The organism is Litoreibacter arenae DSM 19593 (genome assembly GCF_000442275.2).
Classification (GTDB): Bacteria; Pseudomonadota; Alphaproteobacteria; order Rhodobacterales; family Rhodobacteraceae; genus Litoreibacter; species Litoreibacter arenae.
Window position 1 is genome coordinate 974,096 of sequence record NZ_KE557314.1, and the last position, 26,030, is coordinate 1,000,125.

Annotated in this window: 27 protein-coding genes; 12 read left to right on the forward strand and 15 right to left on the reverse strand. The window is 59.7% G+C overall.

What is annotated here, in order from left to right:
• The first annotated feature begins 12 nt into the window (after positions 1–12).
• Together THALAR_RS17070 and THALAR_RS17075 are read left to right on the forward strand one after the other, a co-directional pair.
• Positions 13–1,104 (forward strand): site-specific DNA-methyltransferase, encoded by a 1,092-nt coding sequence (locus tag THALAR_RS17070; RefSeq protein WP_154666825.1) that lies wholly within the window; start codon positions 13–15, stop codon positions 1,102–1,104.
• A gap of 187 nt (positions 1,105–1,291) precedes the next feature.
• Positions 1,292–2,341, forward strand: coding sequence for an SAM-dependent methyltransferase (locus tag THALAR_RS17075; RefSeq protein WP_021102855.1), 1,050 nt, complete (start codon positions 1,292–1,294; stop codon positions 2,339–2,341).
• A gap of 26 nt (positions 2,342–2,367) precedes the next feature.
• Here the strand turns inward: THALAR_RS17075 and THALAR_RS17080 are convergent, their stop codons facing one another.
• Both THALAR_RS17080 and THALAR_RS17085 read right to left on the reverse strand, forming a co-directional pair.
• A complete protein-coding gene (locus tag THALAR_RS17080) occupies positions 2,368–3,507 on the reverse strand; it encodes an alkane 1-monooxygenase (protein ID WP_021102856.1) in 1,140 nt (379 codons plus the stop codon).
• Between the two features lie 59 nt (positions 3,508–3,566).
• Positions 3,567–4,559 carry an A/G-specific adenine glycosylase gene (locus THALAR_RS17085; protein WP_021102857.1) on the reverse strand — a complete coding sequence of 331 codons (993 nt, stop codon included), beginning with the start codon at positions 4,557–4,559 and terminating at the stop codon, positions 3,567–3,569.
• A gap of 230 nt (positions 4,560–4,789) precedes the next feature.
• Here THALAR_RS17085 and THALAR_RS17090 point away from each other — a divergent pair, with 230 nt between their 5' ends.
• Together THALAR_RS17090 and THALAR_RS17095 are read left to right on the forward strand one after the other, a co-directional pair.
• Positions 4,790–5,257, forward strand: coding sequence for a DUF721 domain-containing protein (locus THALAR_RS17090; RefSeq protein ID WP_021102858.1), 468 nt, complete (start codon positions 4,790–4,792; stop codon positions 5,255–5,257).
• A gap of 16 nt (positions 5,258–5,273) precedes the next feature.
• On the forward strand, positions 5,274–5,927 hold the full coding sequence (locus tag THALAR_RS17095) for a DsbA family protein (protein ID WP_021102859.1): 654 nt from the start codon (positions 5,274–5,276) through the stop codon (positions 5,925–5,927).
• A gap of 3 nt (positions 5,928–5,930) precedes the next feature.
• Here THALAR_RS17095 and lpxK read toward each other — a convergent pair whose 3' ends face one another.
• From lpxK to THALAR_RS17120, 5 genes are all read right to left on the reverse strand, one after another.
• On the reverse strand, positions 5,931–6,908 hold the full coding sequence (gene lpxK / locus THALAR_RS17100; RefSeq protein WP_021102860.1) for a tetraacyldisaccharide 4'-kinase: 978 nt from the start codon (positions 6,906–6,908) through the stop codon (positions 5,931–5,933).
• Positions 6,908–8,200: a 3-deoxy-D-manno-octulosonic acid transferase gene (locus THALAR_RS17105; RefSeq protein WP_021102861.1), complete on the reverse strand. Its 1,293-nt coding sequence runs from the start codon at positions 8,198–8,200 to the stop codon at positions 6,908–6,910. The genes lpxK and THALAR_RS17105 overlap by 1 nt, the downstream gene beginning before the upstream one ends.
• 14 nt (positions 8,201–8,214) lie before the next feature.
• Positions 8,215–8,460 carry a DUF4170 domain-containing protein gene (locus THALAR_RS17110; protein WP_021102862.1) on the reverse strand — a complete coding sequence of 82 codons (246 nt, stop codon included), beginning with the start codon at positions 8,458–8,460 and terminating at the stop codon, positions 8,215–8,217.
• 67 nt (positions 8,461–8,527) lie between these two features.
• Positions 8,528–9,313, reverse strand: coding sequence for a 3'(2'),5'-bisphosphate nucleotidase CysQ (locus tag THALAR_RS17115; RefSeq protein ID WP_021102863.1), 786 nt, complete (start codon positions 9,311–9,313; stop codon positions 8,528–8,530).
• The gene (locus THALAR_RS17120) at positions 9,306–10,652 is read right to left on the reverse strand and encodes a TldD/PmbA family protein (protein ID WP_021102864.1); all 1,347 of its coding nucleotides are present in this window, start codon (positions 10,650–10,652) and stop codon (positions 9,306–9,308) included. Before THALAR_RS17120 ends, THALAR_RS17115 begins: the two co-directional genes overlap by 8 nt.
• A gap of 130 nt (positions 10,653–10,782) precedes the next feature.
• Here THALAR_RS17120 and THALAR_RS17125 point away from each other — a divergent pair, with 130 nt between their 5' ends.
• A complete protein-coding gene (locus THALAR_RS17125; protein WP_021102865.1) occupies positions 10,783–11,538 on the forward strand; it encodes an SDR family oxidoreductase in 756 nt (251 codons plus the stop codon).
• Positions 11,535–12,146 (forward strand): enoyl-CoA hydratase/isomerase family protein, encoded by a 612-nt coding sequence (locus THALAR_RS17130; protein WP_021102866.1) that lies wholly within the window; start codon positions 11,535–11,537, stop codon positions 12,144–12,146. Before THALAR_RS17125 ends, THALAR_RS17130 begins: the two co-directional genes overlap by 4 nt.
• Here THALAR_RS17130 and THALAR_RS17135 read toward each other — a convergent pair.
• Positions 12,143–12,460 (reverse strand): HNH endonuclease family protein, encoded by a 318-nt coding sequence (locus tag THALAR_RS17135; protein WP_021102867.1) that lies wholly within the window; start codon positions 12,458–12,460, stop codon positions 12,143–12,145. The genes THALAR_RS17130 and THALAR_RS17135 overlap by 4 nt on opposite strands.
• A gap of 70 nt (positions 12,461–12,530) precedes the next feature.
• Between THALAR_RS17135 and THALAR_RS17140 the strand changes: the two genes are divergently transcribed.
• Together THALAR_RS17140 and THALAR_RS17145 are read left to right on the forward strand one after the other, a co-directional pair.
• A complete protein-coding gene (locus THALAR_RS17140) occupies positions 12,531–13,841 on the forward strand; it encodes a mechanosensitive ion channel family protein (protein WP_021102868.1) in 1,311 nt (436 codons plus the stop codon).
• Positions 13,838–15,025: a TIGR03862 family flavoprotein gene (locus THALAR_RS17145; protein WP_021102869.1), complete on the forward strand. Its 1,188-nt coding sequence runs from the start codon at positions 13,838–13,840 to the stop codon at positions 15,023–15,025. Before THALAR_RS17140 ends, THALAR_RS17145 begins: the two co-directional genes overlap by 4 nt.
• Positions 15,026–15,030: 5 nt before the next feature.
• Here THALAR_RS17145 and THALAR_RS17150 read toward each other — a convergent pair whose 3' ends face one another.
• The 5 genes from THALAR_RS17150 to THALAR_RS17170 form a co-directional block, all read right to left on the reverse strand.
• Positions 15,031–15,618 (reverse strand): glutathione S-transferase family protein, encoded by a 588-nt coding sequence (locus THALAR_RS17150; protein WP_040819169.1) that lies wholly within the window; start codon positions 15,616–15,618, stop codon positions 15,031–15,033.
• Between the two features lie 10 nt (positions 15,619–15,628).
• Entirely contained in the window at positions 15,629–16,651 is a 1,023-nt protein-coding gene (holA, locus tag THALAR_RS17155; RefSeq protein ID WP_021102871.1) for a DNA polymerase III subunit delta, read from the reverse strand.
• 1 nt (position 16,652) lies between these two features.
• A complete protein-coding gene (lptE, locus tag THALAR_RS17160; protein WP_021102872.1) occupies positions 16,653–17,135 on the reverse strand; it encodes an LPS assembly lipoprotein LptE in 483 nt (160 codons plus the stop codon).
• Positions 17,122–19,653: a leucine--tRNA ligase gene (leuS, locus tag THALAR_RS17165; RefSeq protein WP_021102873.1), complete on the reverse strand. Its 2,532-nt coding sequence runs from the start codon at positions 19,651–19,653 to the stop codon at positions 17,122–17,124. Before leuS ends, lptE begins: the two co-directional genes overlap by 14 nt.
• 82 nt (positions 19,654–19,735) lie before the next feature.
• Positions 19,736–20,257: a DUF3576 domain-containing protein gene (locus THALAR_RS17170; protein WP_021102874.1), complete on the reverse strand. Its 522-nt coding sequence runs from the start codon at positions 20,255–20,257 to the stop codon at positions 19,736–19,738.
• A gap of 249 nt (positions 20,258–20,506) precedes the next feature.
• On the opposite strand from THALAR_RS17170, the gene THALAR_RS17175 reads away from it, so the two are divergent.
• From THALAR_RS17175 to THALAR_RS17185, 3 genes are all read left to right on the forward strand, one after another.
• A complete protein-coding gene (locus tag THALAR_RS17175; RefSeq protein ID WP_021102875.1) occupies positions 20,507–21,517 on the forward strand; it encodes a porin in 1,011 nt (336 codons plus the stop codon).
• A gap of 199 nt (positions 21,518–21,716) precedes the next feature.
• The gene (locus tag THALAR_RS17180) at positions 21,717–22,727 is read left to right on the forward strand and encodes a porin (protein ID WP_021102876.1); all 1,011 of its coding nucleotides are present in this window, start codon (positions 21,717–21,719) and stop codon (positions 22,725–22,727) included.
• A gap of 104 nt (positions 22,728–22,831) precedes the next feature.
• Positions 22,832–23,491 (forward strand): YggS family pyridoxal phosphate-dependent enzyme, encoded by a 660-nt coding sequence (locus THALAR_RS17185; protein ID WP_021102877.1) that lies wholly within the window; start codon positions 22,832–22,834, stop codon positions 23,489–23,491.
• On the opposite strand, the gene THALAR_RS17190 is transcribed toward THALAR_RS17185, so the two are convergent.
• Both THALAR_RS17190 and ribA read right to left on the reverse strand, forming a co-directional pair.
• Entirely contained in the window at positions 23,481–23,978 is a 498-nt protein-coding gene (locus THALAR_RS17190) for a L,D-transpeptidase family protein (RefSeq protein ID WP_021102878.1), read from the reverse strand. The two genes, THALAR_RS17185 and THALAR_RS17190, sit on opposite strands and share 11 nt — an antisense overlap.
• Complete coding sequence (ribA, locus tag THALAR_RS17195) at positions 23,975–25,054, reverse strand: GTP cyclohydrolase II (protein WP_021102879.1); 1,080 nt, start codon at positions 25,052–25,054, stop codon at positions 23,975–23,977. Before ribA ends, THALAR_RS17190 begins: the two co-directional genes overlap by 4 nt.
• 162 nt (positions 25,055–25,216) lie before the next feature.
• On the opposite strand from ribA, the gene THALAR_RS17200 reads away from it, so the two are divergent.
• A complete protein-coding gene (locus tag THALAR_RS17200; protein WP_021102880.1) occupies positions 25,217–25,903 on the forward strand; it encodes a response regulator transcription factor in 687 nt (228 codons plus the stop codon).
• Positions 25,904–26,030 lie beyond the last annotated feature (127 nt).

Here is a 26,030-nt window from a genome sequence, read left to right on the forward strand (position 1 = left end):
ATGATGGGAAAAATGACAAAGGTGATGCATGAAGCATTGCCGCTGAATTCGATATTAGACGGTGATTGCATCGAAGCGATGAACAGCCTTCCGGAAGGCTCCATCGACCTGATCTTTGCGGACCCGCCTTATAACCTGCAATTGCGCGGTGACCTGCACCGCCCCGACAACTCCAAAGTCGATGCAGTTGACGACGCTTGGGACCAATTCGCGTCCTTCCGCAAATACGACGAGTTCACGCAAGCGTGGCTGAAAGCCGCCAAGCGCCTGCTGAAACCCAATGGTGCGATCTGGGTCATCGGCTCCTATCACAACATTTTCCGCGTCGGGGCCGAATTGCAGAACCAAGGGTTCTGGATGCTCAATGACGTTGTTTGGCGCAAGTCGAACCCGATGCCGAATTTTCGCGGCAAGCGGCTGACAAATGCGCATGAAACGCTGATCTGGGCTTCCAAGACTGAAAGCTCCAAATACACCTTCAACTACGAGGCGTTGAAGGCGCTGAACGAAGGCACGCAAATGCGCTCCGACTGGGTGCTGCCGATTTGCACCGGGCACGAGCGTTTGAAAAACGATGCAGGTGACAAAGCCCACCCGACGCAAAAGCCCGAGAGCTTGCTGCACCGCGTTTTGGTTGCCACGACCAATCCCGGCGATGTTGTGCTCGACCCGTTTTTCGGGACCGGAACCACTGGCGCAGTTGCCAAGAAGCTGGGCCGCGATTTTATCGGGATCGAGCGCGAGGCCGCGTATCGTGAGGTCGCTGAAAAACGCCTGAAGAACGTGCGCAAGTTTGACCGTAGCTCGCTGGAGGTCACCCAGTCCAAACGCGCCGAGCCACGCGTGCCTTTTGGTCAGTTGGTCGAGCGAGGGATGCTGACGCCCGGCGAAGAACTGTGGAGCCTGAATGGGCGTCACAAGGCGAAAATACGCGCTGACGGCACATTGATCGGTGACGATGTCAAAGGGTCGATCCACCAAGTCGGCGCGGCGCTGGAAGGCGCACCAAGCTGCAATGGCTGGACATACTGGACCTTCAAGCGCGACGGGAAGAAGGTTCCGATTGACCTGCTTCGGCAGCAAATCCGCGCCGAGATGAACTAAACAAAATTCAACAGTTACCGCCTGTGCCTGCGGCTTCACCGCAGCACATAACTGCCCCGCCCTAACCCAAGGTGCGGGGCATTTTTTTCACGCTTTTTCACGCTTTGGGACTCTGGCAATGACGTAGCGTTATCTCTAACGTATCTACACGTTATTAATAAGATATTTCGGTCAGGGCGGCTACTGGATGCCAGAATTTGAGAAATTGGAAGCCGAGTTAGCCCCGCTGACACTGCGTCTGGCCGACTTCCTGTCGCTTCCGCCGACAGAACGCAGCACGCCGGGCTTCGCCAAGATATGGCGGCCAATATCGCGCTACAGGGTGCAGCTTCGTTCAGCGCTGCAAGAAAGCGGGTCGGTGCTATCTGACCCGAGGTACAGAGACGCCCATCGCTCCGAGATCGAGCAGCGGGTCAGGTATAATGCAGCGCACACGAGATTGCGCCTTTGGTCGCGCGTCGAAGATATGGTGAACAAGCAGGTGTCGCCGATACGCAAGGATCTGATGCCCCAACCGCAGGATTATATGGAGGGCGCGCATAACCGGTACGTCAACCACCTGTATTCGGCGCTGCACACCTTGGCGTTGCCATCGGCCGAAGCGATGATGAACCGTCTTTCAGACGCGCACCCCGACGTTGCATTACCCGCGACGCATTTTGAGGCGCTGATGCACGCAGCTTACCGGATTTGTCTTGCCCAAGGTCGAGATACCGCTCCGCGCTTTCTGGACGTCGGTTGCGGCGGTGGCACAAAGATCTGGGCTGCGATGCCGTTTTTCCCTGACGCCAAGGGGTTGGAGAACAACCCGACACAAGTGCAGGTCGGGTCCGCTGCCTTGGCCAAACTTGACGCGCCATCCAACTGTATCATGGAAGCCGACGCGCGGTGCTTTGACGATTATGCCAGCTACGACGTGATATATTTCTACAGACCGCTGAAAGACCCGGACGGCCTGAAGGAAATGGAAGACAGGATCATGGCGCAGGCCCGGCCGGGTAGTGTTTTGATCGCGCCCTATCTGGGGTTTTCGGGTGAGCAGGACGACATGCGCTGCTCCAGAATAGCGCCGTCGATCTACATCGCTGGGACCGCACCCTATCAGGTCGAGGCACTGCGCCAGCGGGCCGAGATGATCGGAACCGAAGCGCCCGCTCACAACAGCGCAACCGACGCGGCGCTTGGCTACTGGCGGCCGGTGGTCGAGGCATCAAGGCGCAACGGCTACGCGCTTTAGGTCAAGGGCGTCAACGAGCGCTTTCGCTAGCGTGGCATTGGGTTGGTCGCCGCTTTATACGGCGCCCAATCCGTTATTTCGGGGTAATACATCGCCCGCCACTTTCGCACCCGCGGGTTCATGATCCGCCGGTAGACAGGCGGCACCATTGCGGCCAGCGTCATCACTGGATAGCCATAAGGCAATTGCGGTGCGTCTTCCTCGGTGTAGTTCTGAAGCAGCGGAAAGCGCCGGTCAGGCTTGTAATGGTGGTCGGAGTGGCGCTGCAAGTTGATCAGCAGCCAGTTGGATGCCTTGTGCGCAGCGTTCCACGAATGGCGCGGCTGGACGTGTTCATACTTGCCGTCCCCAAGATGCTTGCGGGTCAGGCCGTAATGCTCGACGTAGTTCACTAGCTCCAGCTGCCAGATTGCGACATATGCTTGAAACACGAAAAGCCCCAGACCAGCCCAGCCACCAATCAAAAACGCCAAGATGAGCATACCCGCCTGAAGGGCCCAGTAGCGCCAGAACGGATTGGATAGATCGGTTGCGGGCAAACCCTTCCGCGCCAGCATCGCCTTTTCGGCCCGCCACGAGGAAACAAGGCTCTCCCGCAACACCCGTGGGAAGAAACGATGAAAGCCTTCGTTATATCGGGCAGTAACAGGGTCTTTCGGCGTGCCGACATAGCGATGATGGACCAGCAAATGCTCGGAGCGGAAATGCGAATAAAGCACGCTGGCTAGCAGCAGGTCGCCCAGCCACCGCTCCAGCTTGTTTTTCTGGTGCATCAATTCGTGGCTGTAGTTGATCCCAATTGTGCCGGAGATCACACCAACGCCGAAAAACAGCGCGATCTGCTCCCAACCCGACAGATGGTCTGCACGGGTTGCGTAGGCGATCATGCCAAAAATCAGGACGAATTGCAGCGGGAACCACATCATGGTGATGACCCGATACCAGAACAGATCATCCTCGGTCGTTTCCAGATCCGCGTTGTCGAGGTTCAATCCGATGATCGCATCAAGCACCGAGAACATGCCCCACCCATACAGCGGTAACAGGACCAGCCACCAGCCGCCTTGCGTCGCACCAATCAGAGCGAGCGGTATCATGAGCAAAGACAGCCAGAACGGCACAGCCGCGCTGAATTTCGAGACTTCGCTACTGCTCAGGGTCGCCATGATCTGCGTTCTCCGGTCCGGGGGTTTGGGGTAGAGTTTACGCGCTTGCTTCACGCTTCTCAATTCTGCTCGAAGCGGTGTTTCGCCACGTCATATACCTTGCGCATGACTGTCGGCAGATCGGCGGGCCTGAAGGCGTGATGGGGCACCAAATCCCCTTGTATAGGGTCGACATCGGAGCGCGATACCATCACGTCGAGGATCAAATGAAAATGCGTGAAAGTATGCCGTACCTCCATTCCTGCGGCTTGCCAGTCCACGTCGGCAGGCGGCGCAGGTGTCGGGTCTTCTGACCAGTCACTGCCCGGCCAGCCCAGCATGCCGCCAAGAAGCCCGCTATCGGGCCGCGTCTCCAGCAGCCATTCACCGGCAGAGTTGCGCAGCACATAAGCGATCCCGCGACGCGTCGGTTTGGTCTTCTTGGGAAGCTTGCGCGGAAGCTCCACCATGATGCCGGATGCGTAACCGGCGCAGCCTTCGCGCCATGGGCATAGACCGCATACGGGATTCTTGGGTGTGCAGATCGTCGCACCCAAATCCATCACCGCCTGCGCGTAGTCACCGGCCCTATTCTGCGGTGTTAGAGCCTGTGCAAGGGCCATCAGCTCCGGCTTGGCGGTCGGCAGAGGGGTCTCGACCGCATGAATCCGTGCCATCACGCGTTCAACATTTCCGTCGAGCACTGTTTCCGGCAAATCAAACGCGATCGCCGCGATGGCGGCGGACGTATAGGGGCCGATCCCGGGAAGCGCTTGAAGACTGGCGCGATCATTCGGAAAAACGCCGCCATACTCATCTGCGACTACGCGGGCGCATTTCAGCAGATTGCGTGCCCGTGCGTAGTACCCAAGACCCGCCCATGCGGCCATCACATCCGCGTCCTTCGCGCGGGCAAGGTCGGTGACAGTTGGCCAGAGTGCTGTGAACTTCTCGAAATAGGCCTTTACCGCCGCGACCGTGGTTTGCTGAAGCATGACTTCGCTCAGCCAAATCCTGTAGGGATCAGGAGGTATCCCCTGTTTGCGATCCTGTGGCGAGACGCGCCAAGGCATTTGTCGGGCATTCCGATCGTACCACGCCAGAAGGACATCCGAAGAAACGGGTTCACGCAAAATTTATTCCCTTATCAGGTCGCTTTTGTCTGACACCGCGAGGGTGAGGCGTTAGGTTACCGGCGCAACTTAGGGTAAAATCCGTGACTCGCAAGCAGACGCCATACTCCGCGACGAAGACGCAAGCCCGCCCGACCTACCGTCGGCGTGGCTCCAAGGGGTTTTCGGCGATGTCGGGCTTTGTCGACGCCCAGATTCGCAAGGCTGGTGAAAAGCGGGGCTTTGCGGTTATGCGCTTGCTGACCCACTGGGAAGAGATCGTGGGCGGCGACACCGCACGAATGGCGCGACCCTTAGATGTCGGCTATGGGCGTGAGGGGTTCGGCGCGACGTTGACGGTTCTTTGCAACGGCTCTAACGCACCTTTGGTGCAACAACTGTTGCCGCAGATCCGCGAGAAGGTGAACGCTTGCTACGGCTATTCGGCAATCAGCCGCGTGCGTGTGACGCAAACCGCGCCGGTGGGGTTTAGCGAAGGGCAGTTGGCCTTTGCTGCGAAACCAAAAGAACCAACCGCACCACCCCCGCAGGTCGTAGCCGCAAGTAAAGAACTTGCCAGCGACGTCGAAAGCGACGGTTTGCGACAGGCATTGGAACGACTGGGTCAGAATGTTATGGCCCGAACAAAGAACACCTGAGAAGGAACTCAAGCACATGAAACGTAATATCCTGATCGCCATAGTCGGCGTCCTTGCCATTGGCCTAGGCGCGTTCGTGCTGACCGGCAACGCGCCCGAGCCTGTGACGCCCGTAAACGCACAAACGTCTGATTCAGCTGAAGTAGACACTTCGAGCGTCAAAGAGATGACTTTGGGCGAGGAGGACGCGCCCGTGACCTTGGTCGAATACGCTTCCTTCACGTGCCCGCATTGCGCGACGTTTCACACCAATGTCTTCCCGAAACTGAAGAAAGATTACATCGACACAGGAAAGGTGAAGTTTGTCTTCCGCGAAGTCTATTTTGACCGCTACGGTCTTTGGGCAGGTATGGTTGCCCGCTGCGGCGGCGGTATGCGCTATTTCGGGATCGTCGATCTGATTTTCGACAACCAGCGTGAGTGGGCACAAGGGGAGCCTGCGCAGATCGCCGGAAACCTGCGCAAGTTCGGCAAACAGGCGGGCTTGGACGACGAAACGCTGGATGCCTGCCTGACTGATGGTGAAAAGGCCGCAGCGATGGCTGCTGTCTACCAGAAGAATGCCGACGCTGATGGCATCAGTTCTACGCCATCTCTGGTGATCAACGGCACGACCCATCCAAATATGAGCTACGACGACTTGAAAGAGCTTATCGACGCCGAGCTCTGAGCCTCAGAACAGTCTGGTCAGTGCTTTATCAAGCGCTGACCAATCCTCGATCTCCAAACGCACCGGCACGGTCAGGACCTTGGCCCGAAACGCATCTGGCAACCGTGTCGCGTCTTTCTCCGTTGTGACCAACTGGGCACCCAGAAGCATGGCCTCATTCTCCAGCCGGAGCATGAGCGCTTGCGACAGGGGTTGGTGGTCTTCCAGCGGTTCTTCTTTTACGATTTCTGCACCAAGTTCGCGAACCGTGGCAAAGAACTTTTGCGGATGCCCGATGCCCGCGAAGGCCAGAACGCGGCTGCCTTGCCAGTCCATGCCGGTTTGGAGGGGGGCAAGCCTGCCCATCAGATGCGGGCAGGGAGGTGTGCCCCAGACCTCAAGAAAGTGCGATTGCGCCTTATTAGGCCCTATGCTGAGCAACAAGTCGGCTCGCGCCAGCCCAACTTGAACCGGCTCGCGCAAAGGGCCAGCGGGCAGAACCTTGCCGTTACCGAAGCCCCGTGCGGCATCGACGACGACGATTGACAGGTCCTTATGCAGCGATGGATTCTGAAATCCGTCATCGAGAATGACAACATCGGCACCGTTCTGTTCCGCGAGCTTCGCAGCCTGTGCGCGATCTGGCGAAACCCAGACCGGCGCGAAGGCGGCGAGCAGCAGCGGTTCGTCCCCGACCTCATCGGCGCTATGCTTGCGTTCGTCCACGCGAGTGGCGGACTCCAACGTGCCGCCGTAGCCGCGAGATACGATATGGGGAGTAAACCCCATAGCTTGCAGCCGCTGCGCGACGGCAATCACGGTCGGCGTCTTTCCAGTGCCGCCTGCGTTGATGTTGCCGATGCAGATCACCGGAATGCCTAGCTTCAGAGCCGTCCCCCGCGCCAGCCGCCGTGATGTGCCGAACGCATAGAGTGCCCCGAGCGGAGAGAGAATGGTGGACCAGAAGCCGGGTGGTCGATGCCAGAAGCGTGGCGGCTGCATCAGCTCTTCTCCGCCGCTCTGTCGAGCGCCGCGATGATCTCTACAGACGCCGCCTCTGCGGCTTGCGCACCTTGGCTGCTGATTTCCCAAGCTGCGTGCGCCATCTCGGCGGAACGGTGCGGTTCCAGCAGGTCAATCACGGCATCGCCAAGTGTGCGGGCGTCTGTCACCTGTTTGGCGCCTCCGACCTCGTCCAGCCGGTCATAGACATCCTTGGCGTTGGCGACGTGGGGTCCGTGAATGATCGCAGAGCCCAGTGCAGCAGGTTCGTAAGGATTGTGGCCCCCGATTTCGACCAGAGAACCGCCGACAAAACACAGCGGAGCGATGCGATACCACAGGCCCATCTCGCCCAAGGTGTCGGCAAGATATATGTCGATCACCGCGTCCGGTTCGGCCCCCTCGGAGCGAAGCGCCACGCGCCACCCCTCGCTGCGGAGCATCTCCGCGATGGCTGGTCCGCGTTCCGGATGTCTTGGCGCGATGATCAAAAGCAAACGCGGTGCCGCGCGGCGGGCGATGCGTTGTGCCTCTGCGACGATTTCGTCCTCGCCCGGATGGGTGGAGGCGGCCAGCCAGACAGGGCGGGTCTCCAGCGCCGCTGAAATGGTCGCGCGCGCGGCCTCGTCATGTGGTAAAGCCCCGCTGCTTTCTTTCAACGATCCGTTGACCCGCACCCGCTTTGAAGGCGCGCCAAGTCTGACAAGGTGTTTTGCGGTGATGCGGTCTTGCGTCAGAAACAGGTCGAACTTGTTCAACAACGCTCCCGCCGTTCCGCGCAACCAAAGCCATTTCTTGAACGAGTCCCGCGACATGCGGGTGTTGAGCGAGATCATAGGAATCCCCCGCTCGCATGTCTCGGAAATCAGCGCAGGCCAAAGCTCGCTCTCTGTCCAGATAGCAACATCGGGCTTCCAGTGATCCAGAAATGACCGCACGAACGGGACCGTATCAAGCGGAACGAATTGGTGAATTGTCTGATCAGGCAGGCGTTTCGCTAACAGCTCTGCAGAACTTCGGGTGCCGGTCGTGATAAGCACGTTCAAATCAGGCCGTTCGTCTATCAGGGACTCGATGAGATCCAGCAGCGACAGCGACTCGCCGACCGACGCGGCATGAAACCAGATCAGCTCCCCGCGGGGTCTGGGGCAAGACGCGATCCCGCGCCGCTCCTCGATGCGTGCGGGGTCTTCCTTGCCGTCAGCAAGGCGCGACGCCAGCTTGCGATTGGCAAGCGGAACCGTCCAGCCGGAGGCATTCAGATAGAGCGCTAGAATGGGGGAAAACGCCATTGCGGATGCTGGCCCTAGTCGCCGAGTTCCTCGGTCGGAGAGGCCTCGGTGCCTTCGTCGCGCAGGCGATGGATATGGGCGATGAAATACCGCATATGGGCATTGTCGACAGTCCGCTGCGCCTCGGACTTCCACGCATCGAACGCGCTGGCGTAGTCCGGAAACATGCCGACGATGTGAATGTCATTGACGTCTTTGAATGCGTTCTTTGTCGGGTCGACAAGTTCGCCGCCAAAAACAAGGTGCAGTCGTTGGGTCATGTAAGGGCTCCGGTGTTGCATATATGTGCGGGGACATTACGCGATGGGACAGGCGGGTGACAGGGGCTTATTGCGGGTCCTGTTGGCGAATCCGCGACTGCAAGGCGCAATGCAGCGAAACCCCCGCAGCGTGGCATCCCTTCGTTTTTGGGAGAGGGTTGTTGAACACAAGCGGATGGTCATGCCGGTCCGTCACCCGCCCGCCCGCTTGACGCACGATAAGATCACCTGCGGCAATGTCCCATTCCCAGCAATCCCGAAGGGTCAGCATGGCGTCGTAGCGACCTTGCGCCACCAAACACAACCGATATGCCAGCGACGGGCGGAACTTTCGCTTAACCGGCGGCACCTCGCCAATCCAGTGTTCGGGTCGCATATTCGGTTTGGTCGCCAATACCGTCGCGCCTTCAAGACCTTGTGGTGAGGACGTCGTGATGGGCTCGCCGTTCAGCGTTGCCGTGTCGGTCTCCGTAGCCGCGAACAAGAGATCCATCATAGGCAAATAGACTACGGCGGTGGTGACGCGCCCGCCTTCGGCGATGGCAAGCGAATGCGCGAAGTGCCGCTCCCCGGCGATGAACGCCCGCGTTCCGTCGATGGGATCGACAATGAAAACGCGGTCATGCGAAAGCCGCGCGGCGTCGTCTTCTGTTTCCTCCGACAACCACCCATAGGTTGCACGCGCGGCGAGCAGATCGGTGCGCAGCATGGTGTCAATCTCTAGATCCGCCTCGGTCACTGGACCGGCATTGCCGTCCTTATCCCAGACCTCGGGCGACGCGCCGAAATGCTTGCGTGCGATATCGCCGCTGGCATGCGCCGCGTCTATCAGGAGGCGCAGGTCGTCAGTCACCGGCAAGCGTCAGCCCCTCCACCAATAGGCTGGGGACCACGCGGGAAAGATGGGTGCGCGCGTCATTGGCAGGTTGGATGCGGGCCAGCATGTCCAGCAGGTTTCCAGCGACGGTGCATTCATTGACGGCATATTGCGGCTCGCCGTTCTCGACCCAGATGCCGGACGCCCCACGTGAATAATCCCCCGTGTTCGGATTGATCGTGGAGCCGATCATGGACGTGATCCAAAGCCCGGTTCCCATTTCCTCGAAAAGCTGCTGAAGGGAGCGATCCCCCTGTGTTAGGGCAATGTTAGACACTGATGGGCTGGGTGGCCCGGAAGTTCCGCGCGACGCCGAAGCGGTGCTTTCCATGCCCAGCTTGCGTGCGTTGGCAAGGTCCAGTGTCCAGCCTTGCAGCACGCCGTCGCGCACGATGTCGCGTTGCGCAGTCGGCAGACCTTCCCCGTCAAATGGCTTGGAGCCGGAAATGCGCGGCCGGTGCGGGTTCTCGGTTATCGACAGTCCTTCCGGCAATATCTGTTCACCCAGCTTGCCAATCAACCAGGACGACCCCCGCGACACCATCATCCCGTTCGAGGCCGCAAGCAGGTGGCCGATCAGCGATGACGAAATGCGTTCGTCGAAAATGACGGGGTAGCTGCCGGTCTTTGGCCGACGCGCATTGGCGCGGGCCAGAGTGCGTTCCGCCGCGATGCGCCCCACGTCTTCGGGGCTTGGCAGGTCGCCTTGGAAAACGCGGGCTTCGCCGTAGTGGTCGCGCTCCATCTTGGTGCCTTCGCCGGTGATCGCGACGCAGGACAAGCTGCGGCTACTGCGCTTGTATCCGCCGGAGAATCCGTTTGATGTCGCCAGATGGATGCGCCGCTGGCCATAGCCCGCCGCGGCGGACTGCACCTGAGTGATCCCGTCTTTGGCCAACGCCGCGGTCTCGGCGCGCTTTGCGTCTTCCTCCAGCGTGGCAGGGGCGGGTTCGGGCGTGTCGTCAAACAGCTCCAAGGCGTCCAAATTCCAGTCTTTCGCCATCTGCGACGGATCGGCGAGCCCGATATTAGGGTCTTCCGGCGCTTCGCGGGCCATGGCTACGGCACGCTCCGCCATCGTAGCCAGTGTCGCGTCATCGAACAGCGATGATGAGACCAGCGCCTGCTTTTGCCCGACCAGAACCCGCAGGCCGATATCGACGCCTTCGGATCGCTCGGCGTGTTCAAGTTTACCCCCGAGCACGTCAATCGAGACGGACGTCCCGTCGACCGCGAGCGCATCCGCACTTTCTGCGCCTGCCTTTCGGGCGGCTTGCAGCATTCGGTCAGTCAATGCGGCGAGGTCTTGAGACATGGGCGTACTCCGGCTGGCTTCGGCTTTGGAGGTAGTCCTAAGGAAGGCCGCTTGCAAGGCAGCGATGAGAAGGGAGCGCTTGCAACTCTGCGCCGGTGAAGGTCAGATGGCGTAAAAGGCGGAGGAACTTATGGTTGATCTCACAGGAAAGACGGCTCTGATCTCGGGCGCAAGTCGTGGTATCGGCGCGGACACGGCCCGCCTCATGGCAGAAGCGGGAGCGACTGTCTTCATGATGGCACGCAGCGCCGAGGAGTTGAACGTATTGGCTGACGAGATCGGTGATCGCGCCATTGCTTGTCCGGGTGATGTCGCCAGCTACGAGGACTGGACATTGGCGGTTCGGGAGGCTTTGGACAAAACTCAGCGGCTCGACATATTGGTAAACAACGCAGGTGTCATAGAGCCCATCGCGCGCCTGGAGGACAGCGATCCCGAGGCGTGGGGCCACCTGATAGATGTGAACCTGAAAGGTGTCTATTATGGCGTAAGAGCCGCCTTGCCGACGATGATCAAGCAAGGGTCTGGCACGATTTTGAACGTCAGTTCCGGTGCCGCGCACAACCCTCTGGAAGGGTGGAGTGCCTATTGCACGTCCAAAGCCGGTGCGGCCATGTTGACCCGCGCGATCCATAAAGAGCACGGCGATGCGGGTATCCGCGTCATGGGCATGTCGCCCGGCACCGTGGCGACCGACATGCAGGTCAAGATCAAGGCGAGCGGCATCAATCCCGTCAGCGAATTGGACCCCTCCGTCCATATTCCCGCCGACTGGCCCGCCAAGGCGTTACTGTGGATGTGCGGCTCTGAAGCGAATGACTATCTGGGCGAAGAAGTGTCTTTGCGCGACGAAAGTATCCGCAAGCGTGTAGGCGTCGGGGAATGATCGAGGTGGGCAAGGACGACGCCATCTGGGTCATCAAGATCAACCGGCCGGAGAAAGCGAACTCCCTGACCCGCCGCATGTTGAAAGACCTCGCAGTCGCCGTGGAGTCTGCCGCTGGCGAGGCGCGGGCGCTTGTTCTGACCGGCGAAGGCAAGGTGTTCAGCGCGGGTGCAGATATCGAGGCCGCCAAGGAAGGCCTGGCGACCGATCCGATCTGGGAGCGCCTGTCACGGGCCATCGCGGAATTTCCGGGCCTTAGCATCGCGGCGCTGAATGGCACCTTGGCAGGCGGGGCAATGGGCATGGCCCTTGCCTGTGATCTGCGTATTTGCGTGCCGACTGCAAAATTCTTCTATCCCGTCATGAAGCTGGGCTTTCTGCCGCAGCCTTCCGACCCCGCGCGCTTGGCGGCGATTGTCGGACCGTCACGGGCGAAGGTGATCTTGATGGGGGGGCAGAAAATCGGAGCAGAAGAGGCTCTAAATTGGGGTTTGGTTGATCGCATCGTCGACAATGCGGCGCTGCTGGACGAAGCGAAAGCCCTTGCGGCAGACGTCGTGTCCGCTGCACCCGAACATACCGCCGCGATCCAGGATATGCTGCGCTAGCCTTTCTGGCGTCGTCTTGCGCCGGGGCGGGCGCCGGGTGTCTTGGAATGGAAATCCGGTGGTCGCTTTGCCACCCATTTGACGAACTTCTCCAAACGGGGATGCGCCCTGAGCGCGTCCGGTGTGTTGTAGCTCCGAGCCAGGTCGGCTTCGGTCAGTGTCGCATGAATCTCGTTGTGGCAAATCTGGTGCAGAAGCACCACGGGCCCGCCCTTGCCGCCTTTCAGCTTCGGGATCAGGTGGTGCAGGCTCTGTTTCGCGTCGGGCGGGATCGGGCGTTTGCACAATGGGCAGATCGGATACTCATGTGCCATTAGGCTTCCTTTGATGCGGGCGAGCGACTAGAGATTAGCAAATTATTTAGCACGACCAGAGGCGCATGCGATGGAAGACAATCCATTTATTCAGAAGATGCTGAGTTATGGCGAGCAGGGATGGGAGCTTGCGCTGAGTTGGCTGACCAGCCCCGCCGCATGGTCCCAATTCGCGCTGCTTCTGGTCGCATTCGGGCTGGCATGGCTGTTGAGCCGCCGCATCAACAGGGCGCTTCGGGGTCTTCTCACGCCTGCCGAGGACGCCGATAATCTGCTGGCCACCGCCCGCCGTTTCGTGCTGCGTTTCCTGCCGCTCATGCTGCCGTTGCTCGCATATGTGTTCACGGCCGTGGGAGAGCAGGTCGTGCGTTCGATGTTCGACAGCGGCGCGGTTATAGCCTTCGGCAAGCGGGTTTTCCTGTTCTTGGCGGCGCGAATTCTGGTCCAGCGGGTGATTACGGACCCGTTCCTCAAGCTGCTGGGCAAGTTCGTCCTGATCCCCATCGCCGCGATCTACGCGCTTGGTCTGCTGGATACCGTGTCCGAGGCTCTGACCGAGTTCCAGGTCGGCGTTGGCAATATCTCGTTCTCGCTGATGTCATTGGTGCGCGGGCTCATCGCGGGTTCGCTGCTGTTCTGGCTCGGTCGCTGGTCGAACGACCAGAGCGCCGCGATGATCAGCAAGCAGCGCGAACTTCGCCCCGCGACGCGGCAACTAGCGGTGAAAACCGTCGAGATCATCATCTTCGGTGCCGCGTTCCTGCTGTTGATGAACATCATGGGCATCAGCCTTACCAGCCTTGCCGTGCTAGGCGGTGCCATCGGTGTTGGTCTTGGTTTTGGCCTGCAAAAGATTGCATCGAATTTCATTTCGGGTGTCATTCTGCTGTTGGAAGGACAGGCAACCGTCGGCGATTTTGTCGAGCTTGACGGCGGCGAGGCGGGCACCATCGTCAAAATGACCGCCCGCGCGATTATTCTGGAGACCTATGACGGTCGGTGGATCGTCGTGCCGAACGAGGACTTTATCGTTACGCGGGTCATCAATTACTCGGATCAAGGCTCCGCCAATCGCTACGAGGCGGAATTTTCGGTATCTTACGACACCGACATCAACACGGTTCCCGCTATTGTCGAAGCCGCCGTGCAGGGCCACCCCGACGTGCTGGAAGAGCCTTACCCCGCAGATTGCGAGCTGCGTGGCTTTGGTGACAGCGGCATCGATTTCTCGGTGGAGTTCTGGGTGAACGGCATTGACGACGGGCGGCACAAATACACCTCTGACGTGCTGTTCCTGATCTGGAACGCGTTGAAAGACAACGGCATCCAGATCCCCTATCCACACCGTGTTGTGGAATTCAAAGGCGAGATGCCGAAGTGAGCGACGCCCTTGTCATCGGGGGCGGTCCCGCGGGCCTGATGGCGGCAGAAATGCTCGCGGATGCGGGCTTGTCCGTGACGGTTGCGGAGCAGAAGCCGTCAATCGGGCGCAAGTTCCTCATGGCGGGCAAATCGGGGCTGAACCTGACCAAGGACGAGCCCGAGGCCAAATTTTTTGATGCCTACAAGTCCGATTGGCTCCTGCCCGCATTGCGGGAGTTCGGACCGGTCGAGGTCATGGCTTGGGCCGAGGATCTGGAACAGCCGATTTTCACCGGCTCCAGCGGGCGGGTATTTCCGAAGGCCATGAAGGCCTCGCCGCTGCTTCGGGCGTGGCTGGCGCGGCTGGCGGGAAAGGGCGTGACGTTCCAAACGCGATGGCGGTGGACGGGGTGGCGTCGTGAGGCGAGCGTTTTCGATACGCAGGAAGGTGTGGTGGAGGTTGCGCCCGCGGTCACGATCCTCGCCATGGGCGGCGCGTCTTGGCGCAGGTTAGGGTCTGATGGTGCGTGGTCGGAGCACTTCACCGCGGACGCTCTACACCCTTTCAAGCCAGCGAATATGGGGCTCGTAGTAAACTGGTCGTCGCACATGGCGGACCACTTGGGCGAGCCGTTGAAGAACATCGCCACTTGCGCTGGTGGAGAAGCGATACGCGGTGAGGCCGTGGTGTCGGCAAAAGGTCTGGAAGGCGGCGGCATTTACGCCGTTTCGGCAGCTGTGCGTGACGGCGCTGATCTGACCATAGACCTGCTACCGGACCTCGCTGCGATTGAGATCGAAAAACGTCTACGCCGTAGGCGCGGCAAGAATAGTCTCGCCAACCACATGCGCAAGAATCTGAAGCTGGAGCCGGTCAAGCTGGCCCTGCTGCAAGAGTTCGCGCGCCCCTTGCCGGACGATCCCGCTGACTTGGCAGCTCTCATCAAGGCGCTGCCGGTGCATCACGAAGGCCCGCGCCCGCTGGACGAAGCCATCTCGACCGCCGGGGGGTTGGCGGCAAGCGCGTTGGACAAGAACTTGATGCTTCGTGACCGTCCGGGCGTCTTCGCTGCCGGTGAAATGCTGGATTGGGAAGCGCCCACCGGCGGCTACCTCATCACGGGTTGTTTGGCTACCGGACGCTGGGCGGGACGTGCAGCAGCGGCGTATGCGTCGCGTCCGTCAGTGCAAAGCGCAAGATAGCTGTCCTAGTCGGCGCGCGCCGCCTTGTAGGCCGGTCTTTCACGAAGACGTGCAAGGTAGTCGGTCAGACGTGGCTGGGAGAGCGCGAATTTCGCCCCGACCGCCCAGCCAAGACAATGGCCCAACACGATGTCAGCGATGGTGAATGTTTCGCCCATCAAATAGGGGCCGTCGCCCATTTGCGCGACCAGTGTGGCTTCCGAGTTTGCGAATTCCCACTTCAGCGACGGCTTGATGTCGGCTACGCGCATCTCCTCGGGCAATACGAAACTGTGTCGCGCGGCCGTCCACAAGATGGCGTCGAACTCGTCCAGCACCATATGCGTGAACCCGTCCTGCCGCGCCCGTCCAAGCGTTCCGGCCTTGTGCGTCAGGCTGCCGTGTTTATCCGCCAGATAGGTGATGATCGCGGTGCTGTCAGTCAGCGTCGCGCCATCGTCAACCAAAGCCGGAACCTTGCCCGATGGGTTGTATTCCCTCGCCTCATCCGAGCGGGGCGCGGCCTGTATCTGGGTGTAGGGCTGCCCCAACTCTTCCAACGCCCACCTCACGCGAAAGGCACGAGTTTTTGTGGGGCCGATCAATGTGTACATTTGGGTTCCCCTATCGACGGTTCATCATGGCAAGACGGATCAGAGCGCGTTCCATCAGTGCCATCTGCGGTGCCGTGCTGGCAGAGCGGAGTTGCAAATCGGTGTCGGTCAGCAACCGCAGCGCGGTCTCCAGCTTGTAGGTGCCCCACGCACGCGCCTGCCGCAGCATCCGGTCCTTGCGCTTGAACGGCACCGGCGGGCGGGCGCGGGCGATGCCAGCGTCGGGCCCCTTCGGGTCGCTCGCGGCCAGATGCAGTTTGCGGAAATGCTGGGTCGCGCCGATACAAAGGCGGACAGCGGCGACGCCTTGCGCCTCCAGCTTCGCCAAAATCGGCCCGATCTCCTGAAAGCGGCCTTCCGCCACTATGTCCAGCGCGTCGTCCAGCGATGCCTCGGACGTCGCGGGGGCGCAGTTGGCAATGTCGTCAGGGGTCACTGGCGTCGTGTCGCCATGTTTATATAGGGCCAGCTTCTCGACCGTCTGCCGGAAATCGCCCGGCTCCAGCACACGGCCAAGATCGACCAGATCGCCCATTGCATCGGGGGGAATATCGGTCACACCCGCCTTGCGCAGTTCTGCTTCGATCTCGTCACGGCCGGGCGGGTCGGCGTAGATCGCAGCGGCGTAGGCGTTGTTGTGGCCCTCGAACAGCTTTCGCAACGCGGCGCGGGGCGTCAACTGCCCGCTGGTAACTATGATGGTGGCGTCGCCTTGCTGCCAGTCTTTCAAGGCCGCTTCGATTGCCTTGGCAACCGTGTCGGTCGCATCTTCGACGAACGCGACCCGTTGGCCCGGAAAGAAGCCTTGCGCCTTGATCGCGTCCATCAACATGGCCGGATCTTTGCGAAGCTCGGAAGCGGGGATGCGGGTCAGGCGCATTTCCTCCTCGCCTTGCGGCCCGACCAGTGCGGCGATGATCTCCTGACGGCGCATCGCAATGCGCATGGCATCGGGGCCATAGATCAACACGCCGGTGCGCGTTGGATCAGGCTTGGCGAAGAACGCGCGGGCGTCTTTCGGGGCCAGTTTCATGTCAGAATTCGCCGGAGTTTATCAGCAGATCACTGGTGATCTTGTCCGCCAGAGCGGTCATCAGGCGCAACTGGGCGTCCCGCTCCGCTGCAAGGGTCGAAACGGGTTGGACGGAAGCGGAATACGCGGTGAACGTGTTCACGGTCCCCTTGTAGACCTGCTGATCGGTCGCCAAGTCGCGCAGCACGTAGACTGCTGTTCCAAGAAGGTTGTAGCGCGTGATGTCGTTGGAACCGGAAATTGCGAGGCCCTTTTCTTCGACGGTCAGCGCGACGTTCATTCCATAGATCGGGGCTTGCGGGCGGCCAAGCCGTTCCTCCAGCCGGGCCACAAGATCAAAGCTGTTTTTCGTCGTCGGCGCATCCACGATGATCTGGCCGCGCAGGCCTTCCGCGCTGCCGCCCGTGCCATAAACCGGCTCGAACCCGCACGCGGTGAGTGCGGGTAGGGCAAGCAGCAGGAAGCGGCGGTTAAATGACGACATTGACGATACGGCCCGGCACAACGATGAGTTTCTTCGGCTCGCGTCCTTCGAGAGCCTTCACCACAGCATCATGCGCCAGCGCCAGCTTTTCAACCTCTTCCTTCGAGGCCTCCGCAGCCACGTCGATTTCGCCGCGCCGTTTGCCGTTGATCTGGATCGGCATGGTGATGGTGTCCTGAACCAACAGCGCCTCGTCCGCTTCGGGCCAAGGGGCGTTGGCAATCAGGCCCTCGCCGCCCAGATGCGCCCAGATTTCCTCGGACAGGTGCGGCGTCATGGGGGACATGAGCTGCGCGAGGGTCTTCACCGCTTTGCGTTTTGCGCCGGGACCAGCCTTGGATTTCGAGATCGTGTTGGCGAACTCGTAGAGCTTGGCTACGGACTTATTGAACCCGAAAGTCTCGATCCCCAGCGTGACTTCGCGGATGGCTTGCGCGGTCGCGCGTTCCAGATCTAGGTCTGTATCGTCGCCGTCACCCAATTCCGCAGCCAAACGCCAGACGCGGCCAAGGAACTTCCATGCGGCCTCGGCGCCGGACGCGGTCCATTCCACGTCCCGCTCGGGCGGCGAGTCGGACAGCACGAACCACCGCGCGGTATCTGCGCCGTATTGGTCGATGATGTCGACGGGATCGACGACGTTCTTCTTGGATTTGGACATTTTGGCGGAGGGGATGACTTCGACCGGCTCGCCAGTAGCGCGGAGCGTTGCGTTCACCTCGTCCACGTCTTCCGGCAAATGATACACCCGCCGCCCGTTTTCGTCCCGCGTTTGATAAATCGCGTGGGTCACCATGCCTTGTGTGAACAGGGCATCAAACGGCTCTTTCGCCGACGCGGGCAGATGCCCCGTCTCATGCATGGCGCGGGCGAAGAAGCGGGAATAGAGCAGGTGCAGGATCGCGTGCTCGATGCCGCCGATATATTGGTCGACATTCATCCAGTATTCCGCATCGGCCATATCAGTCGGCGTGCTTGCGTGGGGCGAGGTGAAGCGGGCGAAATACCACGACGAGTCTACGAACGTGTCCATCGTGTCGGTTTCGCGCTTGGCGGCTTTGCCGCAAGACGGGCAGGGCGTGTCGCGCCATGTCGGGTGGCGGTCGAGCGGGTTGCCGGGGATGTCGAAGGTCACATCGTCGGGCAGTTTAATGGGCAGGTTCTCTTTCTTCTCCGGCACCACGCCGCAGTCTTCGCAGTGGACGACAGGGATCGGGCAGCCCCAATAGCGTTGGCGCGAAAGGCCCCAGTCACGCAGGCGGTATTTGGTGACGCCTTGGCCCCAACCGGCTTTCTCCGCATAGTCGATGGTCGCGTCGATAGCCTCTTCGCCCGTCGCTACGTCAAGCCCCGCGAAATGGTCGACCCATTTTACCGTGTCGGTTTTTGGCGGCACGAAGGCTTCGGTCGTGACCGGAGTTTGATCGTCGAGCGCAAAGAACGTGTCGATCACCGGCAAGCCATACTTGCGGCAGAAATCCAGATCGCGCTGGTCGTGGGCGGGGCAGGCGAAAATCGCGCCGGTGCCGTAGTCCATCAGGATGAAATTGGCGACCCAGACCGGCAGCTCCCAGTTAGGGTTCAACGGATGCTTGACCTTCAGGCCCGTGTCATAGCCGATTTTCTCGCCGGTCTCCAACGCTTCCGCCGTGGTTCCACCTTTGCGGCACTCAGCGATGAACGCGGCGGCTTTGGGGTCGGAAGCCTCCAGCTCCTTGGCGAGGGGATGGTCGGGCGAGATGCCGATGAAGCTGGCACCCATCAACGTGTCGGGGCGGGTGGTGTAGACCTCAATCGCGTCACCGCCATCAGTGCGCTCGAAAGCGAACTGCAAGCCGCGCGACTTGCCGATCCAGTTGGCCTGCATCAGTTTGACCTTGTCGGGCCAGTTGTCGAGGCCGTCCAGCGCGGACAGCAATTCCTCAGACCAATCGCTGATCTTGAAGAACCATTGCGTCAACTCGCGCCGCTCCACTGGCGCGTCGGAGCGCCAGCCCTTGCCGTCAATCACCTGCTCGTTGGCGAGCACGGTCATATCCACGGGGTCCCAGTTCACCGTTGCGTTCTTGCGGTAGACCAAGCCCTTTTCCATGAAGTCGAGGAACAGCGACTGCTGCTGGCCGTAGTATTCGGGGTCGCAGGTGGCGAATTCGCGGGTCCAGTCGATGCTAAGGCCCAGCGGCTTCATCTGGTCGCGCATCGCTTCGATATTGCCGTAGGTCCATTCCTTGGGATGACCGCCGATGGCCATTGCGGCGTTTTCCGCAGGCATTCCGAAAGCGTCCCACCCCATCGGGTGCAAAACAGAGAAGCCGCAAGACGACTTATACCGCGCGATGACGTCGCCCATCGTGTAGTTGCGCACATGTCCGATATGGATGCGGCCCGACGGGTAAGGAAACATCTCCAGGACGTAGTACTTTTCGCGCGTTTCGTCGCGGGTGGCGAGGAAGGTCTGGGCGTCGTCCCAAGCCTTTTGCCATTTGGGTTCTACGGTGCGGGCGTTGTAGCGGGACATCTGGTCTTCCTAGGATACGAAAAGCGCCGGGCGATGAGGCCCGGCGCATGTAATAGGGATGCAACTGGACTTGGTCCAGAGCCTAGAGCTTGCCGTCTGCGATCCGCAGTTGGCGGGCGCGGGTGAGGATGGCGTCCTCCACGGCGCGGGCGGTTTGCGTCGATACGGCGCTGCCGCCAGCGCCTTGCAGCGACACGCGCAGCGAGCGCGCATCCAGCGCGGGATCAGTAATATAGACGGTCGCGCGATATGCGCGGCCACTGCCCTGCGGCCGACCGTAGCCAAGAGCGATGGTGCCGGTGAACGGATCGGCGGCTTCGACGGGCATGAAGTTCAGGACATCAAGCGACGCCTTCCACAGATACTTGTTCACCTTCAAGGTGACGTTGGGGTCCTGATTGTTGACGAACAGGTCACTGAGCCGACTGCCTTTTTTGACCGCATAAGAGCGCGCGGCGCTGTCATAGTCGCGGGAGAAACCGTTTGGGTCATTCTCGCGCCGCTCGTTTTTGCCGCCACCGAACAATCCGTTGCCACCACAAGCAGATAGCGACAGGACAAGGGCGCAAGCCGCCGTCCACTTCAAAATAGGGGTTTTCGCCATGATAGATGCTCTCGGCCTGTTGTTTTCCCTGTCATATCGGAGGCGGCGTGGTGGAACAAGAAAGAATAGTGCCGTGCATATCTGGCCGAAAAACGGGGGTGTGGCGCAGTTGCATCAACTTTCGGGTGAAACCTTGCGGCCTACCGCGTCGGCTTGAATTGAGCGGGCAGAAGTATGAAACAGGCTGGGACTCAGTTCGGATTCCCTGAATTGAGGTGCACCTAATAATGAAACTCTCGAGGGAAAACGATGAAAAAAGTTCTCTTTGCATCCACAGCACTGGTCGCCTTTGCAGGCGCCGCTTCCGCTGAAGTTGCTCTGACCGGCCGCGCCGAAATGGGTATCTTCAAAGCCGACTCCGTTAGCGCTGCTGGCGTGGTTACGTCCAACGGCACTCAGTTCTTCACGGATATCGACGTGACATTCACCATGTCAGGCGAAACCGACAACGGCCTGACCTTCGGCGCGTCCGTTGATCTGGACGAAGGTGGCGCAATTTCCAACGCAACTCAGAACAACTCTGACGATGGTGGCGCAACGATCTTCATCTCCGGCAGCTTCGGCACCGTGACGATGGGCGATACCGACGGCGCTCTGGACTGGGCGATGACGGATGCCGGCAATGTCGGCAACCCGGGCTCCCTGGCTGACGACGAAACCACACATGCTGGCTATAACGGCGCGTGGCTTGACGGTAACAACAACGGTTCTGCTGGCGACGGCCAAATCCTGCGTTGGGACTATACCTCGGGTGCTTTCGGCGTTGCAGTCTCCTTGGAAGACGACAACGGCTCGAATGCAGCGAACACCGGCGTCGGTTACGCAATTGGCTTGAAATATGCTCTGGACCTGTCCGGCACGACTGTGAACTTCGGTTTGGGTCACCAGAAAGCCGCTGACAACGCTGGTAACGCTGTAGACCCCAAAGCAACCGGTGTTTCCGTGTCCGCTAGCTTCGCCAACGGCCTGTCCGCTGGCGTGACTTACACAGACTTCAGCGACTCGAACATTGACAAGCATGTTGGTCTTGGCCTTGGCTACACAACCGGCGCGTTCTCGATCCACGCCAACTACGGCAAGTTCTCCGGCGAAACAGGTTTTGCTGACGTATCCGGCTATGGTTTGGCCGCTGCTTACGATCTTGGCGGTGGTGCAGTTGTGCACTTCGGTTACGGTTCCGGCGACACTGTCAACGCTGCAGGCACTGCAACGGTTGACAAATCAAAAACCATGTCTTTCGGCTTGGGCCTGAGCTTCTAAGCTCTCCCACCACGCGATCGGTTTTGAAAGGCGGACCAAATGGTCCGCCTTTCTTTGTTCATGGTTGCTGTTGCAAAAAAGCGCCTACTTCGCAGTGTCGAATTTCTTTCGCTTTCTAGTGCCGCGATTTTTTCATAGAAAAGTCTAGGAAATAAAGGCGGCGAATCTCAGTCGCGCAAACTCTAAGAGGCATATAGTCATGAAAAAAATCCTTATCGCATCCACTGCGCTGATTTCCACCGCTGGCTTTGCTGCTGCTGAAGTTGCCCTGTCCGGTCGTGCCGAAATGGGTATCTTTCAGTACAACGCGGCATACGGTGCTGCAAAGGGCCTGGCCAACAACGGCGACCCGCAATTCTTCACCGACATTGACGTGACATTCACTATGTCCGGCGAAACCGACAACGGCCTGACCTTCGGCGCGTCCGTTGATCTGGACGAAGGTGGCGCAATTTCCAACGCAACTCAGAACAACTCTGACGACGGCGGCGCAACGATCTTCATCTCCGGTGGCTTTGGCACCGTTACGATGGGCGACACTGATGGCGCTCTTGACTGGGCCCTGACGGATGCAGGTAACGTTGGCAACCCTGGCTCCATCGCTGACGATGAGACCGAGCATGCTGGTTACGTTGGTGCATACCTTGATGGTAACAACAACGGCTCAAATGGCGATGGCCAAATCCTGCGTTGGGATTACACTTCGGGCGCGTTCGGTGTTGCGGTCTCCTTGGAAGACGACAACGGCTCGAACGTTGCAAACACCGGCATCGGCTATGCAGTTGGCTTCAAATACTCGATGAACGTATCTGGTACGACCGTAAACTTCGGTTTGGGTCATCAGAAGGCAGCTGACAACGTAGGCGTAGCCGACGATATCAAAGCAACCGGTGTGTCGGTTGACGCGACCTTCGCAAACGGTCTGTCCGCTGGCATCCAATACGCTGACTGGAGCTCCGTTGGCGCAACTGGCCCCGACAGCAACATGGGCATTGGCCTTGGCTACACCACCGGTGCGATCTCCATGCACGTCAACTACGGTGAAGTTGAGCTGAACAACGGCACCAAAAACGATGGCTTCGGCATCGCGGCAGCTTACGATCTGGGCGGTGGCGCAGTTGTTCACTTCGGCTACGGCCAAGGCGAAACAGCAGCCGCTCCTGGCGTGAAGCAAAAATCCGCTTCCTTGGGTCTCGGCCTGAGCTTCTAAGCTCAACCGAACCAGACGATTTAGTGAGAGCGGGCTTCGGCCCGCTCTTTTCTTTTGTGCAACGGTATGTTGGATAGAGCTAGTCACCGTGCAGGAGCTCGACCATGTCCCTTTCCGATATTCAGAACAGCATCAAAGCCGAGGAGAAGCAGGCAGGTCGCGCACAAGGTTCGACGAAGCTGATTGCAGTATCCAAGGTCCAGCCGGATGAACGGGTTAAAGCGGTGCTCGACCAAGGTCATCGCATCTTTGGCGAAAACCGCGTGCAGGAGGCCGCTGCCAAATGGCCGTCATTCAAGGCGCAGTATGACGACGTGGAACTCCACCTGCTCGGCCCGTTACAGACAAACAAGACGCGCCAGGCGATGGAGCTTTTCGACTACATTCACACACTGGACCGCCTGAAGCTTGCCAAACGGATTGCGACGATGCGGGATGAACTGGGGCAATGCCCCAAGCTTTTCATTCAAGTGAACACAGGTAGAGAGGAGCAGAAGGCCGGTATAATGCCCGAGGATGCCGACGCATTCGTCGCGGAGTGTCGCGCGCTGCACCTTCCCGTGATTGGCCTGATGTGCATCCCGCCAGTGGACGAAGACCCATCCGCGCATTTCTCCCTACTTCGCGATCTGGCTGAGCGGAATGATCTGCCAGAATTGAGCATGGGCATGAGCGGGGACTACCCGGCGGCTATAGCGCAAGGTGCGACCTGTGTTCGGATCGGCTCCGCGATCTTCGGAGAGCGGGTGCCACCTAAGGCTTGACGATGAGCCGTGTGCCTGGCCGGACGTTCTGCGCGACCCACAGCAAGTCCGGCGCTGAAAACGCGACACATCCTTCGGTGGGATGACGTGGCTTGCGCCAACGGTGAATGAATATAGCGGAACCACGACCGGCGACGGCGTCCGGATAATTCCAGTCTGTCAGCATCACCAGATCGTAAAGTGGATCAGCCCGGCGCAAGGCTTCATGGCTCGACTCATAGGGTGCGCGCACCATTTGGTTGTAGGAAGGGTCGTTGGGGGCGTCGGACCAGAGGTCCGTAGGGCCGATGGGGATAGCCCATGGCGCGGGTTGCACAATCCGGTCAGGGCGGTAGAGCATGCCGACGATGTGATGCCTACCCGCTGGCGTTGCCCCGTCGCCTTCGCGCTTGTCATCCGAGATGCCGCCTTTTCCAATGCTGCACGGGAATACGCCCCCCATGTATCGCGCACCCCATCTGGTCACGACAATGTCTTCCGGTGTCACAGAAGATGCCCTGACTTGGCCGCCTTGGTTGCAAGGTAATCGGTGTTGTGGTGAGTTTCGCCGACCTTCAAAGGCACTCGTTCGACGACCTCTAACCCGTTTGCCTCCAGCATCGCCAGCTTGGCGGGGTTGTTCGTTAACAGCCGCACTTTACTGAAACCCATCGACTTGAGTATTCCGGCACCAATCCTGAAGTCGCGCTCGTCATCCTCGAACCCAAGCCTGTGGTTGGCCTCGACCGTGTCGAACCCCTGATCCTGAAGCGAGTATGCCCGCATCTTGTTTGCCAGACCGATGCCGCGCCCTTCTTGGTTCAGGTAGAGCAATACGCCGTGTCCCTCCGACCCCATCTGCGCGAGCGCGCCGCGCAATTGCGGCCCGCAGTCGCATTTCAGCGACCCCAACAGATCACCGGTGAAGCAGGCAGAGTGGAGGCGTGTCAGCACCGGCTTCGAGCGGGACGGTTGGCCGATTTCTATCGCGTAGTGCTCCTCACCGCCATCTTCGGGGCGGAACACGTGCAGACGACCCGCTTCGCTGACTTCCAAGGGCAGGCGAGCGCTGACCAAGGGATGCAACGGGCTAGGGGTCAAAACGATCTTGGCCAATGCGTCTGCGTCCAGCAAGGTCAGGCTGTTTTGTGCCGCATAGACGGTTGGGTTGTCGAGCTCGGCAGTTAGCACGGCAGGCAACAATCGCGCGTCTTTGGCAAGCCGGATCGCCAAGCGCGCATCACTTGCATCGCCATCCCGCACGCTCTGCAATGGTCCTTTCATAGGGGCATTCAGGTCGTCGGCAGGATCCGCGACGGCCATAATCCAGTCGACGGGTGCGTCCGCTGGGACCACAATCCGCGCAAGATCGGTGTCATAGGCGCGGGCTTTCAAGGTGCGGGCGCGCCAGTCGGTGATCGCCAGTACCAAAGGCATTCCCGCGATCTGCAACGCTTTCAGCCGTGCCTCGCCTAGCGTTTCGGCGGCAAGCACAAGTGAGGTGCCTATGACGACCGGAACGCCCATGCGCAGGTCTGCGCGGGCGCGAGCAGCCAGTTCGATTATGTCAGGTGCCAGTGTCATCGGGCCCGTTCCTGTAACAAAGTGAGCCTTCTTTTACGCCAAATGATTGGAAGTTGAAACAAAACCGCCAATCGCGACACGAGGCCGTGAATAACGGCGGCGTGAGTTGTTTCCTTCGATGGTAGCCCACATCCTTATGGCAACAAAAGAGGACTATGACTGATGGCCCAATTGAAAAAAATCCTGCTCGTGGATGATGACGAGGACCTGCGCGAAGCTCTGTCCGAGCAGTTGATCATGACCGAAGATTTCGACGTATTCGAGGCCGCCAATGGTGCCGACGCCATGCAAAAGGCCAAGGAAGCGATTTACGATCTTGTGGTTCTGGACGTTGGCCTGCCCGACACCGATGGACGGGAATTGTGCCGCCTGATGCGTAAACAGGGTGTGAAATGCCCCATTCTGATGCTGACAGGCCATGACAGCGATGCCGACACTATTCTGGGCCTTGACGCCGGGGCGAATGATTACGTGTCCAAACCGTTCAAGTTTCCGGTTCTGCTGGCCCGTATTCGCGCGCAATTGCGCCAGCACGAACAGTCCGAGGACGCGGTTTTCCAGCTTGGGCCATACACGTTCAAACCAGCCATGAAGATGCTGATCACCGAAGACGAGAAGAAGATTCGCCTGACCGAGAAAGAGACGAACATACTGAAGTTCCTCTACCGCTCGAACGATGGTGTCGTCGCCCGCGACGTGCTGCTGCACGAGGTGTGGGGGTACAACGCCGGGGTCACCACGCACACTTTGGAGACGCATATTTACCGTTTGCGCCAGAAAATAGAACCAGATCCGTCAAATGCCCGCCTTCTTGTGACCGAATCTGGCGGTTATAAATTGAATGTCTGAGGTTTGACCTTGGTCAAAGTTCCCCTGATCGCGGCGGGGTAATGCTGCGGTATTCTCCCTGTTGGACTTGGCCCGAGCTTTATGCTCGGGTCTTTTTTTGTCTACATGGTAGGCTCATATCTTTCCT